Origin of the sequence: Nocardia amamiensis NBRC 102102 (assembly GCF_001612745.1) — a bacterium.
In the GTDB taxonomy this organism is placed as follows: Bacteria; Actinomycetota; Actinomycetes; order Mycobacteriales; family Mycobacteriaceae; genus Nocardia; species Nocardia amamiensis.
Genome location: NZ_BDBA01000174.1, coordinates 1 through 13,294, shown reverse-complemented (window position 1 = coordinate 13,294; position 13,294 = coordinate 1). Strand labels below are relative to the sequence as shown.

Here is a 13,294-nt window from a genome sequence, read left to right as displayed (position 1 = left end):
CACTGACCGCGGCGGGCGCGCGGGTGCGGTTCGGCACCGAGCCGACCGCCGTGGAGCGCCAGGTGGCGAAGGACACCGGCGAAGGGTGGATACACGGCGATCCGGTCACGCTGCGGTTGCGCGGCCCGGACGGCGATTCGACCCTCGAAGTGGACGAACTCGTGGTGGCGGCCGGACGCGCGCCTGCCACCGAGCGGCTGGGCTTGGCCGCGGTCGGACTGCCCGGCGGTTATGTGGCGGTCGACGACCATCTCACCGTCCGCGGTGTCGACGGCGGGTGGTTGTACGCGATCGGCGACGTCAACCACCGCGCGCTGCTCACGCATATGGGCAAATACCAGGGCCGGGTGTGCGGTGACGTGATCGCGGCGCGTGCCGAGGGCAAGCCGCTGGATGACGCGCGGTTCATCGCGAGCTCCGACCACGGCAAGGTGCCGCAGGTGGTGTTCACCGCACCGGAGGTCGCCTCCGTCGGCCTGACCGAAGCCGCGGCCCTGCACGCGGGCCACGCGGTCGATACCGTCGAACTCGACATCGCGGTGGCCGGTTCCGCGCTCTCCCGCGACGACTACGCCGGGCACGCGAAGCTGGTGATCGACAGGACCACCGACACTCTGCTCGGCGCCACCTTCGTCGGTCCCGACGTCGGCGAGCAACTGCATGCGGCCACCATCGCGGTGGTCGGCGGGGTGCCGCTGTCCCGTCTCTGGCACGCGGTGCCGGCTTTCCCCGCGGTCAGCGAGTTCTGGCTGCGCCTGTTGGAGGCGCGGCGCGCGTAGCTACCATCGGTGGATGGTGGCATCAACGGATATCGCGACCGCCGATGGAGTCGTCCGCGGTCACCGTGGCCGCCGCGTATTCCGCTGGCGGTCCATTCCCTACGCTGCTCCTCCGGTGGGGGACTTGCGATTTCGCGCTCCGCAGCCGGTGCAGCCGTGGTCCGGCGTGCGGTCGGCCACCGAGTTCACCTCGGCCGCGATGCAGCATCGCTCCGGGGCGCGGATCGGACCGCGCGCCTACCAGCCGACCAGCGAGGACGCGCTGACACTGAATGTCACCGCGCCAGCGACGCCGGCCACGCGTCCGCGACCGGTGCTGGTCTTCATCCACGGTGGCGGCTACCTGATCGGCACCTCCGCGCTGTCGCTGTATTCCGGTGCGCGGCTCGCGGTGCGCGGCGACGCGGTCGTGGTGTCGATGAACTATCGGCTCGGCGCGTTCGGCTATGTCGATTTCAGCGAGTTCGGCACGCCGGGGCAGCCGTTCGACACGAACCTGGGCTTGCGCGACCAGGTCGCCGCGCTGGAGTGGGTGCGCACCAATATCGCGGCTTTCGGTGGCGATCCCGGCAATGTGACGATCTTCGGCGAGTCGGCCGGTGCGCACGCCGTGCTCGGACTCATGGCCGCTCCCGCGGCGAAAGGGCTGTTCCACCGGGCCATTTCGCAGAGCCCGCCCGCCGACTGGGCAGTGACCGCCGAGGAGGCTCGCGCCTTCGCCCGCCGCTGCGTCGCGGCGCTGGGCGCCACGCCCGAAAACGCGGCCGCCGCATTGCGCACCGCGAGCGCCAACGACATCCGCCGCGCGGTCGATCGCACTCTGAACCAGTTGCTGCGCGAACAACCAGGCGTCTTCCCCGCCTGTCCGGTCGTGGACGGCGACTTCCTGCCGCAGTCTCCCGTCGATGCGATCGTCGCGGGCACCGCCCAGCGGGTGCCTTTGATCATCGGCACGAACCGGGACGAAGGAACGCTGTTCGCCAGGTTCGCCGATGAGCTGCCCACCACACCCGGGCGGCTGCGCGCCGCGCTCGCCCGCTCCGGCGAAGGCGCCGAATCCCGGATCGCCGCAGCGTACCCCGGCTACCCGCAGCCTAGGGCCGCGGTACGCGCGGGCGGCGATTTCACCTTTTGGCGTCCTTCGCTGACCGTCATGGAAGGCCACAGCAGGCACGCGCCGACCTACGCCTATCGCTACGACTTCGCCCCGCGCGCGTTGCATCTGGCCGGGCTCGGCGCCACGCACGCCACCGACCTCATTCCGGTCTTCGGCGCCGCCGACTCCCCCTTCGGCCGAGCGCTGACCGCCGCGGGCGGTCGACGCGGGCTGCGGGCGGTCACCCAGCAGTTCCAGGACAACTGGCTCGCCTTCGCCCGCACCGGTGCTCCGCTGCCCTCCTGGCCCGCCTACACCGAGGCACGCAGGTCGACGCTGATCATCGATTACCCGACGCGGGTGGAACACGATCCCGACCAGGCGAAAAGACTCGCCTGGCAAGGCGTCCGGGTGCCGACGCTGACCTGAGCCTGCGGACGCTACTTCAGCAGCCGGGACATCCGCCGGTCGGCGAGCACCTTGCCGCCGGTCTGACAGGTGGCGCAGTACTGGAAGGACCGCTCGGCGTAGGAGACCTCGCGGACGGTGTCGCCGCAGACCGGGCAGGGCAAGCCGGTACGCGCGTGCACCCGCATGCCGGAACGCTTCTCGCCCTTGAGCCGGGCGGCGTCCTGGCCGACCGACCGCCGCACCGCGTCGGTGAGCACCTCGCGCATCGCGGCGTACAACTCGGCCAGCCTGTCGGCGGGCAGGGTCTTCGTGTTCGCGAACGGTGAGATCCGCGCGACGTGCAGGATCTCGTCGGAGTAGGCGTTGCCGACGCCGGCCAGCAACGCCTGGTCGACGAGCGCGGTCTTGATCCGCTGCGAGGTGCCGTGCAGGATCTCGGCGAACTGCGCTTCGGTGACCTCCAGCGCGTCGGGGCCGAGACGCCCAATGCCGGGCACCGCCTTGGGATCTTCCACCACATACACCGCGAGCCGCTTCTTCGTGCCCGCCTCGGTGAGATCGAACGCGGGCGTCGCCCCTTCCGGCGTGAAGAAATGCACCCGCAGCGCGAGGGGGCTCTTGCCGCCGGGCTTCGGCGGCGTCGGGCTCGGTTCGTCGATCCAGCGCAGCCACCCGCCCCGCGACAGATGCGTGATCAGCCACAGTCCGTCGCATGCCATGCCGAGGAACTTCCCCCACCGCCCTGCCCCGGTCACGTCCCGTCCGGACAGGGCCGTCACCGGCGGCTCGAACGTCTTGACCGCGCTCAATGCGGCCACGTCGACACGCCCGACCACCGCGCCGACGGCATGTTCCCGCAAGAACTGCGCCAACGCCTCCACTTCCGGTAGCTCGGGCACGGGGTCCAGGGTACCCAGCCGCCCCGACAAGCCGACGGCTGATCGAAGGGAGTCCGAGCTTCTACGCAACGACTTCCGGTCGACTGAGTTGGGACCGGAGGTGCGTGCACGGCTGCGGAAGGTGAGCCGGGTAGGCACCCAGCGCGCTCAGCACTGTCCGGTACCTACGCGGAGCGCTGACTCACCCTGGTGGCCGGCAAAGGTGTGTTTGTGATCCTCACCCGTTGCGGCGCAGCAGATAGATGTCCATGATCCAGCCCTTGCGGTCGCGCAGTTCGGCACGGCGGCGGATGATCTCATCCCGCACCGCGGGCAGCGGGCCCTCGATCAATGTCTCGTCCGGCATGCCGAGATAGGCGCCCCACCAGATGTGCACGTCCTCGTCCGTGATCGCGGTGAACGAGCAGTCGCCATCCAACATCACCAGCGCGTTCTCGGCGGAGAGCCCCTCCTCGCGCAGGCGGCGGCCGGTGGTGATGCGCAGCGGTTCCCCGATTCCGTGCAGCACGATGCGATGACGTGCGGCCAGCGCCTGCGCGCTGGTGATGCCGGGAATCACCTCGTAATCGAAGCGCGCCACGCCGCGGGCGAGCACCCGCTCGATCATCCGCAGCGTGCTGTCGTACAGCGAGGGGTCACCCCAGACCAGGATGCCGCCGACCCCGTCGACCTCGGCGAAGGCCGATTCCAGCAATGCCGACCTGCGGTCGTGCCAATCCTCGACGACGTCCAGGTAGTCGGCGGGGGTGCGGTCGCGCGGCGGGTCGGCGATCGGCACGATCCGGTACGGCCGGTCGAGGTGCGCGTCCAGGATCGCGGTCCGCACGTCGACCAGCTCGCGCTTGGCCTCGCCCTTACCGATCACGAAGAACACCTCGACCTGCCGCATCGCTTCGACCGCCTGCAAGGTGACCTGGTCGGGATCTCCGGCGCCGATGCCGATCACGTAGAGCTTGCGCATGCGGGCGAGCTTTCCAGGAGGACTAGAGTTGCCAGGCGTGGCCCCTGACCCGCTCGATCCGGCTTCCACCCCCGACACCCAGTACGAGGACCTGCTGCGGCTCGTGCTCACATCCGGCACGCAAAAGGCCGACCGGACCGGGACCGGAACCCGCAGCGTCTTCGGTCATCAGCTGCGCTACGACCTCTCCGCCGGGTTTCCGCTGGTCACCACGAAGAAAGTGCATCTGAAGTCGATCGTATACGAGCTGCTGTGGTTCCTGCGCGGAGACTCCAACGTCGGCTGGCTGCACGAGCACGGCGTCTCCATCTGGGACGAATGGGCCGACGCCAACGGCGAGCTCGGCCCGGTCTACGGCGTGCAATGGCGGTCCTGGCCGACGCCGGACGGCACCCACATCGACCAGATCTCCCAGGTGCTGCAGACCCTGCGCACCGACCCGGATTCCCGGCGCATCATCGTGTCCGCGTGGAACGTGGCCGAGCTGGACAAGATGGCGCTGGCTCCCTGCCACGCGTTCTTCCAGTTCTATGTGGCCGACGGCAGGCTGTCCTGCCAGCTGTACCAGCGCAGCGCCGACCTGTTCCTCGGCGTCCCGTTCAATATCGCCGGCTACGCGCTGCTCACCCACATGGTCGCGCAGCAGACCGAGCTCACGCCCGGTGATTTCATCTGGACCGGCGGCGACTGTCACATCTACGACAATCACTTCGACCAGGTCACCGAGCAGCTGACCCGCGACCCCTATCCGTTCCCCACGCTGCGGCTGCGCCCCGCGCCGACGCTGTTCGACTACCGCTACGAGGACGTGGAAGTGGTCGGCTACCAGCATCACCCGGCCATCAAGGCCCCGGTGGCCGTGTGAGCGGTGAACCTGCCACACAGCGCGCCGAACGCGGGCGAGAGGCGGTCGTGACCCGCACGATCGGGCTGATCTGGGCGCAGACGCTGGACGGGGTGATCGGCTACCGCAACACCATCCCCTGGCGCTTACCCGAGGACATGGCGCACTTCAAGCAGGTCACCTGGGGTCATCCCGTGGTGATGGGCAGGCGGACCTGGGATTCGCTGCCGCCCCGGTTCCGTCCGCTCGACGGCCGCCGCAATATCGTGGTGACCAGGCAGCCCGACTGGTCGGCAAAAGGCGCCGAACGCGTCGCGTCGGTGCCCGAGGCGCTGGCCCGCTGCGCCTGCGAAACCGTGTGGGTCGCCGGAGGCGGCGAGATCTATCGCGCCGCGCTGGATTTCGCGACCGAACTGTGCGTCACGGAAATCGACACCGCGGTCGAAGGCGACGCCTACGCACCTCCGATCGGGCCGGAGTGGCAACCCGACGAGCCGGAGCCCTGGCGCACCTCGACCACGGGACTGCGCTTCCGCATCCGGCACTACACTCGCGCGGGCTAGTCGGCGAAGAAAGCCAGCCCGCCCAGCCGAGCTCCATCTGCGAAAGCCGCCAACTGGCACCGCCGGCCCAAGGCCCACCCGGGCGAGGAAATGGCCGGTGGCAGGCACGGAGCGGCCCGGGCAACACACCGCACGGCGACGGTGCCCGTCAAACCGGACCCGCGCCGGGGCGGTGTCGGGCATACTCCTCGATATGCGGCGGCCGGACATTTGTCCGTCCGAGCGCCTCTAGCCGTTGCCACCAGCCCGGCATCGGCTGTGGTGATCTGCGAAAGGCGGTCCATGGACAAGAAATCGCTGACTGCGGTCGCGCGCCAACAACTGAAGTTGGCTGCCACCGCCACGAGCGGACGCAGTTCACAAACGATCTACGGTGGTCATACGCATGCTCTGCGGCAAACGGTGGTCGGCTTGACGGCCGGTCAGAGCCTGGCCGAGCACGACAACTACGGCGAGGCCACCCTGCTGGTGCTCAGCGGCACGCTGACGCTGATCAGCGGCGCCAACGAATGGAAGGGCTCGGCGGGCGACCTGATCGTGGTGCCCAAGGCGCGGCACAGCGTCAAGGCGGTCGACGACGTCGCGTTCCTTTTGACGGTAGCCAAGTAGTCGCCACGCGTGTGAGCCAGCCCGGCGGCGGTGCCGGTCGAGCACTAGTGTGTTCGATCATGGGTGAGCCGCAGCCGATCCTCGAACCGCTCACACCGGCCGCCATCTTCCTGGTCGCCACGATCGACGAGGGTGGCGAAGCGACGGTGCGCGATCTGCTCGCCGACATCAACGGCCTGCGCCGCTCGGTGGGATTCCGCCTTCCCGGCGCGGGTCTCAGCTGCGTCACGTCGATCGGCTCCGCCGCCTGGGACCGGCTCTTCGCCGGGCCGAAACCCGCTGAGCTGCACGAGTTCCCCGGGTTTGCCGGCGAGCGCCACACCGCGCCCGCGACACCGGGTGACCTGCTGTTCCACCTCAGGGCCGAGGTGCAGGACGCCTGTTTCGAGCTGGCCATGGCCATTGCCGACCGGCTCGCGGGCGCGGCGACCATCGTGGACGAGACCGTCGGCTTCCGCTACTTCGAGCAGCGCGACCTGCTCGGCTTCGTGGACGGCACCGAGAACCCCGAAGGACGCGCCGCGGCTGCCGCGGCGCTGGTCGGCGACGAGGACCCGGAGTTCGCTGGCGGCAGCTACGTGACCGTGCAGAAGTACACGCATCCGCTGGCAGACTGGCGGGCCCTGTCGGTCGAGGAACAGGAGCGCGTGATCGGCCGCACCAAGCTGGACGACTTCGAACTGTCCGAGCAGGACCAGCCCGCCGACTCGCACGTCGCGGTCAACACGCTGATCGATCCGGACGGCACCGAGCGGCAGATTCTGCGCGGCAACATGCCGTTCGGCAGCGTGCGCGACGGCGAGTTCGGCACCTACTACATCGCCTACGCGGCCACCCCGAGCGTCATCGAACGCATGCTCACCCGCATGTTCCTCGGCACCGACGAGGCCGCCTACGACCGCATCCTGGATTTCTCCGTCGCGGTCACCGGCACCTCGTTCTTCGCCCCTACCGTCGATTTCCTCGAGGATCTGCCACCCGCGCCGCGGGAGACGGCGGTGTCCCTCGACGGCGCCGGTCCGTCCGCTGCCGTCACGCTTGCGGGGGAAGGCTCACTCGGCATCGGCACGTTGAAAAGGAGCACTCGGTCATGAACAACCTCCATCGCGAACTCGCGCCGATCACCTCCGAGGCATGGGCGGCCATCGAGCAGGAGGCGACCCGCACGTTCAAACGGCACATCGCCGGACGCCGCGTCGTCGACCTGTCCGGCCCGCACGGCACCGACTACTCCGGGTTGAGCACCGGGCACACCACCGCGATCGAGGCGCCCGCCGAAGGCGTGCTCGCCCGCAGGCGGGTGGTCTTGCCGCTGGTCGAACTGCGGGTCCCGTTCACCCTCTCCCGCGAGGAACTCGACAACGTCGAGCGCGGTGCCAAGGACACCGATCTCGACCCGGTGAAGGACGCCGCGAAAAAGATCGCCTTCGCCGAGGACCGCGCGATCTTCGAGGGGTACCCGGCCGCGCACATCATCGGTATCCGGGCCAGTTCCTCGAACCAGGCGATCACGGTGCCCGGCGACCCGCGGCAGGTGCCGGAGGCCATCGCCCAGGCGCTGAGCGCATTGCGGCTGGCCGGTGTCGACGGACCGTACTCGGTGCTGCTCAGCGCCGACCTGTACACCGCGGTCAGCGAGACCTCCGATCACGGCCATCCGATCCGCACCCACATCGAGCGACTGATCCCGGAGGGCGAGATCATCTGGGCGCCCGCCATCACCGGCGCGATCGTGCTCACCACCCGCGGCGGCGACTTCGATCTGCGCATCGGGCAGGACCTGTCCATCGGCTACCTGTCGCACGACGCCACGTCGGTCCAGCTGTACTTCCAGCAGAGCCTGACGTTTCTGGTGTACACCGCGGAAGCGGCGGTCGCGCTGACCGTGTGAAGCGCTGGGGCGGCCACAAGTGGGGAATCACCGGATGTGGCCCGGCGCCCAGGGCGGTAGCGTGTGCCGGAAATGCACCATAGGCAGGTAGATGAGATGACAACGGTGCGGGCAGGTGTGGTCCCGACACAGCGGGCGGCGCTGTACAGCGTGCTCGGCATCCTGGCAACCGTGACGATCTGCGGCTCGTTCGTAGTCGCGTTCGGCGTGCACCGGGTGTTCACCGGACTGCTGGCCGGTGCGGTCGTCGGGGTGGCGGTGCTGACCGCGCTGTTCACCAGGGACGCGGTCGTGCTCACCGACCAGGCCATCTACCGGCGCACGCCGTGGACCGTCTCCAGCATCTCCTGGGATCGGGTGGTGGCCGGTCGCTTCACCCTCGACGAACGCGCCCGCTGGTCGCTGGCCTTGGACCTGTCCGGCGGCGACGAACCGCACGGCGAGCTGGTCCTGCTGTCCATACCGCCGGTGGTCCGCCCGGTCGCGGGCGCCTACGACATGCGCAAACGCGATCAGGTCACGGAGATCCGGGCAATCCTGCGGCGCAAGCGGATTCCGGTGACCGTGCTTCCGCAGATCGCGGGCGCGTTGCAGGAGCACTGGCAGATAGCGCCGCCGACGCATTGAGGTCCGCGGACGCGGACACACGGCGGAGGTTATCGCAGCGAACACCACCCAGCGGGTCATAGCCGCGCGTTCCGGCGGCGGTCGGGGCCGGTCGGGTGTGGATTGATCACGCCGCATGTGAGACGCCATGCGCTGGTTTCGGTTACGTTGACAGACGTGTCGATGCTGAAGGGCGCCAACGTTCCGGTGCCGGCGTCCGCCGTCCGGATCGAGGTGGGCTGGCGAGCGGGGCCGGATGCGCCGGATGTGGATGCCTCCGCACTGCTCGTGGTGTCCGGGAAGGTGCGAGCCGACAACGATTTCGTCTTCTACAACCAGCCCGTCCACCCCTCCGGCGCGGTCCGTCATGAGGGCAAACGCGGGGGTTCGACGCTGGTGGACATGCTGTCGGCGGACCTGGGGCGAGTGCAGCCGCAGATCGACGCCATCGTGATCGTGGCGTCCACTGACAACGGGTCCGTCGGGCAGCTCGACGAACTGTTCCTGCGGATCGTCGACTCGGGCACCGGAGCGGAGGTCGCGCGTTTCTACGATGTCGGCGCGACAACCGAGACCGCGATCGTGCTCGGCGAGCTCTACCGGCGCCAGGGCGGGTGGAAGTTTCGCGCGGTCGGCCAGGGCTACACCTCCGGTTTGGCCGGGCTGGCCGCCGACTACGGCATCGCCGTGGACGACGCACCCGCGCCATCGCACGCACCCACGCCACCGTCACCCCCTCCCGCGCCACCGCACGAATACACTCCGCCGCCAACGCCTCCAGCGCCGCTGCATCACGCACCCCCGGCAAGCCAGTATCCGATGCCCGCAGGCCAGCCAGTTGCGCCACCTGGCCGAATTCCAAACCAGTACGCACCGCCAGGCCACCAAACACCGGCGCCGGGCCAGTTCCCAACCCCGTCACCGGCGGGATGGTCGGTGCAGTCCGGGCACGCCGCGCCCACGGGGCAGCAGGTCGGCACGAGCAAGATCGCACTGACCGAGAACTTCCCCTCGGTCTCGCTACACGAACGCGGCACGGCATCCGGCATCATGCGGATCAACCTGAGCTGGACCGCCGTGGCCATGGGTTCGAGTGCGTCCGCGCTGGATATCGACCTGTGCTGCTTCTGGGAACTGGTCGACGGTCGCAAAGGCGATATCCGTCCGGTCGGAAACTTCGGCGCGCTGGACCAGGCGCCGTTCATCCGGCTGGATGCCGACGACCGGTCCGGTGCGGTCGCCGGTGAAAACCTTCAGGTCGATCTCGATCACACAGCGGAATTCCGCCGAATCCTGATCTTCGCCACCCTCTACGACGGCGCCGCCGACCTTCGCGGCACCCGGTTGACCGCGACGCTGTATCCCGTCGGCACCCCGCCGATCGAGGTGAGCGTGGAAGGCTGCCCGGACAACTCCCGTGACGTGGTGCTCGCGCTGATCGAGAACACCGGCACGCAACTGGTGGTGCGCCGCGAAGGCCGCTTCGTCACGCCGCCACCGAACCGCCCACGCTGGGGTGTCACCGAGGTGGACAAGGTCTACGGTTGGGGCCTGAGCTGGGTGCGAGGCGAAGGCAAGTCCTGATCATCGGGCGGGCAGCGCCAAGCGGTCGAGCAGCTCGGTCGCCTCGGCACTGATCGCGTCGAGGTCGCCGAACCAGCCGAGCGTGCGCAGCACAGCCCCCGGGATCGTCTGCTCCGCGTAGGCGGGTGCGGAGCCCTCGTCGGAGCGGATGCTGATCACGGTCTCCACCAAACGGAACGGCAGCAGCTCCGCGCCCGGCGTGCTCGCGCCGCCGCCTTCGGCCAGTACCTGCGCGGCCAATGTCTCGTAGTGCCCGCGCAATTCGTCGCGGCGCAGGCGAAACGCGGCGAAGCGCTCGGTGCGCAGTTCCGGCAGCAGGTACAGCGCACCCAGATTCCAGCGCGACGCGCACAGCTGCCGCACGTCGAACAGGGCAAGCGCGTACAGCCGCACCTGCACCGGCTCCGGCGCCTCGCGCAGCCGTTCGGCCAGCTCGATCGGCAGCGCGATGGTCTCGGCGAGCAACGCGTCGAGGATGTCGTCCTTGGCGGCGAAGTGGTGATACAGCGAGGCCTGCCGGATGCCGACGGCGTCGGCGACCGCCCGCGTGGAGGTATTGGCATAGCCGTTGGTGGTGAACAGTTCGCCTGCGGCGTCAAGGATTTCGGCACGCGGCGTCTGCCCACGGCGCCGTCGCTGGACGACGCGCGGACGGCCGGGACCGAGGTTCGTCACGCCGCCATTCTGGCAGGCGGCGCCAGCGCGGTAGCCGTCCGGTCGGTTTGTGCGCGCAAAGCGGTGCATTTTCTGTCACTTGATAGAAATACCGGCAACGCAGAAGTTACCGCGCGTCCCCGAAGCGATACACAGAGGTCACCGAAAGCGCGATCGCGACCGCAAAACTGTCGTCTGATAGTTATTGGCCGCACGCCGAAGGACCGCCCATGGCCACCACCCTCGCTCCGACAACCTCCTCCGATCTCAGCGGCGACAGTGCCGACCTCGCCGGATTCGGGTATCAGCCCGTCCTGCACCGCAAGCTCGGCCGCTACGCCTCGTTCGCGGCGGGCTTCTCGTTCGTCTCCATCCTCACCACGATCTTCCAGTTCTTCGGCTTCGGCTATTCGTTCGGCGGGGCCGCCTTCTTCTGGACCTGGCCGATCGTGTTCGCCGGACAGTTCCTGGTGGCGCTGAACTTCGCCGAACTCGCCGCGCGCTACCCGATTTCGGGCTGCATCTATCAGTGGTCCCGGCGGCTCGGCGGCGAGCTCGTCGGCTGGTTCGCGGGCTGGATGATGATCATCGCGCAGATCGTCACGGCCGCCGCGGCGGCGATCGCGTTGCAGGTGGTGTTGCCCTCGATCTGGAGCGGATTCCAGCTCATCGGCACGGACACCGCGCTCACCTCGCCATCCGGCGCGACCAATGCCGTGGTCCTCGGCAGCATTCTGCTGGCCCTCACCACAGTGATCAACGTGATCGGCATCGACCTGATGGCACGGATCAACTCGATCGGCGTCACCGTCGAGATCGTCGGCGTCCTCGCGATCATCGCGCTGTTCTTCACCACCACCGAGCGCGGGCCCGGCGTTGTGCTGCACACCGATCAGGCCGCGCCCGGTCCCTACTGGTCCGCGTTCTTGGTCTCGGGGTTGATGGCCGCCTATGTGATGGTCGGATTCGATTCCGCGGGTGAGCTTTCCGAGGAGACGAAGAGGCCGCGCCGCGTCGCACCGCGCACCATTCTCACCGCGCTGTCGGTCTCGGCGCTCGGCGGCGGACTGATGTTGCTCGGTGCGCTGATGGCTGCGCCGAGCCTGTCCGATGGCGCGCTGGCCTCCGAAGGCCTGGCCTATGTACTCACCGCCAAGCTGGACAGTCCGGCGGGCAAGGTGTTGCTCGGCTGCGTCGCTGTGGCGGTCACCGTGTGCACATTGGCGATTCAGACCGCGGGTTCGCGGCTGATGTTCTCCATGGCGCGGGATGGGAAGCTGCCGTTCGCACACCGGCTCGCCGCGGTGCACCCGCGCTACGGCACGCCCGTGCTGCCCGCCGTCGTGATCGGCGCGCTCGGCATCGGCCTGCTGCTGCTCAACCTCGGCAACGCGGCCATTTTCACGACACTGGCCAGCGTCTGCATCGTTACGCTGTACCTGGCATACCTGCTGGTGACGGTGCCGCTGCTGATCCGGCGGTACACCGGGCTGCCCGACCCGGGCACCGAATCGCGCCTGTTCAGCCTGGGCCGCTTCGGCATTCCGATCAACGCCCTCGCCGTGGCCTGGGGCATCGCCATGGTGGTGAACCTGGCTTGGCCACGCGCGGAGGTCTACACCCCGGACGGGGGCGGTTGGTGGATGCTCTGGGCCGCACCACTCTTCGTGCTGCTGGTACTCGGCGTCGGTGTGCTGGTGCATCGCTCGGTAGTCGGCGGACGGCGCAGCGCCGAAAGCCTCGAACCAGCGCCACAACCCGCCTGACCAGCACCGGGTGCGGTGATGAGGATGCCAGGCAAACGCCGCACCCGGCCAGAGGAAACCCGTACCCGCACTACGGGCAGTCGTGACCGGACTATCCGACAGCTCCACATAGGCGTCAGCTCGGCGTCGGAGTGCGTGGCGGGACCGAACATCTCGCGCCGCCACTCGCCGCCACACCCCACGCGACCGGGAATGCCGCACCACTCGAGATCCGCCGGTCCCACGCCGGACCGCAGGACTGCATGTCCCGGGTCGCACGTGTCCGGACGTTGCTTCCACCGACTCCGCGTCCGCCCCCACTGGACCACGCAATCACGACAACCTGCGAACGAAAGAGAACCAACCGTGACAAGCACCGCGAACACGTCCGGCGCACGGGCGCACGCACGATCGCAGGCCGCGGCGGCGACCATCGCGGGCCCTGACCTGCCCGCCACGGTTCCGGCCTCGAAAATCACCTTTGCCCAGCGCATTCCTGCGGGCGGCTACGCGAACGTCGCGCTCGGGCGCGGCACTCGCGTCCGCCTGTCCGACCCGGCGGGCGCGGCCTGCGCGCACCTGCTGCTGGTGCGCACCGACGCGCCGTGGGAGCGCTTGAACGTCGCCGACACCATGAAGGTGCCGTGGCGGG

General features: G+C 69.0%; 14 protein-coding genes. 11 read left to right on the top strand and 3 right to left on the bottom strand.

Going from position 1 to position 13,294, the window contains the following annotated elements; all coding sequences use genetic code 11:
• On the top strand, positions 1 to 779 hold a 779-nt coding region (locus NA4_RS27845), incomplete at its 5' end, for an oxidoreductase dimerization domain-containing protein (RefSeq protein ID WP_169811135.1).
• Positions 780 to 792: 13 nt separating this feature from the next.
• Positions 793 to 2,304, top strand: a complete 1,512-nt coding sequence (locus tag NA4_RS27840) for a carboxylesterase/lipase family protein (RefSeq protein ID WP_067476419.1) — start codon at positions 793 to 795, stop codon at positions 2,302 to 2,304.
• An 11-nt stretch (positions 2,305 to 2,315) separates the two neighbouring features.
• Here the strand turns inward: NA4_RS27840 and NA4_RS27835 are convergent, their stop codons facing one another.
• Both NA4_RS27835 and cobF read right to left on the bottom strand, forming a co-directional pair.
• Entirely contained in the window at positions 2,316 to 3,185 is an 870-nt protein-coding gene (locus tag NA4_RS27835; RefSeq protein WP_067476426.1) for an Fpg/Nei family DNA glycosylase, read from the bottom strand.
• A 217-nt stretch (positions 3,186 to 3,402) separates the two neighbouring features.
• Positions 3,403 to 4,146: a precorrin-6A synthase (deacetylating) gene (gene cobF, locus NA4_RS27830; RefSeq protein WP_067476416.1), complete on the bottom strand. Its 744-nt coding sequence runs from the start codon at positions 4,144 to 4,146 to the stop codon at positions 3,403 to 3,405.
• 37 nt (positions 4,147 to 4,183) lie between these two features.
• Between cobF and NA4_RS27825 the strand changes: the two genes are divergently transcribed.
• From NA4_RS27825 to NA4_RS27795, 7 genes are all read left to right on the top strand, one after another.
• Entirely contained in the window at positions 4,184 to 5,011 is an 828-nt protein-coding gene (locus tag NA4_RS27825) for a thymidylate synthase (RefSeq protein ID WP_067476413.1), read from the top strand.
• Between the two features lie 47 nt (positions 5,012 to 5,058).
• Positions 5,059 to 5,553: a dihydrofolate reductase gene (locus NA4_RS27820; RefSeq protein WP_067476424.1), complete on the top strand. Its 495-nt coding sequence runs from the start codon at positions 5,059 to 5,061 to the stop codon at positions 5,551 to 5,553.
• A 282-nt stretch (positions 5,554 to 5,835) separates the two neighbouring features.
• A complete protein-coding gene (locus NA4_RS27815) occupies positions 5,836 to 6,162 on the top strand; it encodes a cupin domain-containing protein (RefSeq protein ID WP_040782960.1) in 327 nt (108 codons plus the stop codon).
• 59 nt (positions 6,163 to 6,221) lie between these two features.
• On the top strand, positions 6,222 to 7,256 hold the full coding sequence (locus NA4_RS27810; protein WP_067476411.1) for a Dyp-type peroxidase: 1,035 nt from the start codon (positions 6,222 to 6,224) through the stop codon (positions 7,254 to 7,256).
• Positions 7,253 to 8,053 (top strand): family 1 encapsulin nanocompartment shell protein, encoded by an 801-nt coding sequence (locus NA4_RS27805; RefSeq protein ID WP_067476409.1) that lies wholly within the window; start codon positions 7,253 to 7,255, stop codon positions 8,051 to 8,053. Before NA4_RS27810 ends, NA4_RS27805 begins: the two co-directional genes overlap by 4 nt.
• Before the next feature lie 96 nt (positions 8,054 to 8,149).
• On the top strand, positions 8,150 to 8,680 hold the full coding sequence (locus NA4_RS27800) for a hypothetical protein (RefSeq protein ID WP_067476407.1): 531 nt from the start codon (positions 8,150 to 8,152) through the stop codon (positions 8,678 to 8,680).
• Between the two features lie 162 nt (positions 8,681 to 8,842).
• Positions 8,843 to 10,243 carry a TerD family protein gene (locus NA4_RS27795; protein WP_067476405.1) on the top strand — a complete coding sequence of 467 codons (1,401 nt, stop codon included), beginning with the start codon at positions 8,843 to 8,845 and terminating at the stop codon, positions 10,241 to 10,243.
• Here the strand turns inward: NA4_RS27795 and NA4_RS27790 are convergent, their stop codons facing one another.
• A complete protein-coding gene (locus NA4_RS27790; protein WP_067476422.1) occupies positions 10,244 to 10,918 on the bottom strand; it encodes a TetR/AcrR family transcriptional regulator in 675 nt (224 codons plus the stop codon).
• Positions 10,919 to 11,127: 209 nt separating this feature from the next.
• Here NA4_RS27790 and NA4_RS27785 point away from each other — a divergent pair, with 209 nt between their 5' ends.
• Both NA4_RS27785 and NA4_RS27780 read left to right on the top strand, forming a co-directional pair.
• A complete protein-coding gene (locus NA4_RS27785; RefSeq protein WP_067476400.1) occupies positions 11,128 to 12,663 on the top strand; it encodes an amino acid permease in 1,536 nt (511 codons plus the stop codon).
• A gap of 345 nt (positions 12,664 to 13,008) precedes the next feature.
• Positions 13,009 to 13,294: DUF1989 domain-containing protein (locus tag NA4_RS27780; RefSeq protein WP_245671620.1), on the top strand; the 286-nt coding region annotated here is incomplete at its 3' end.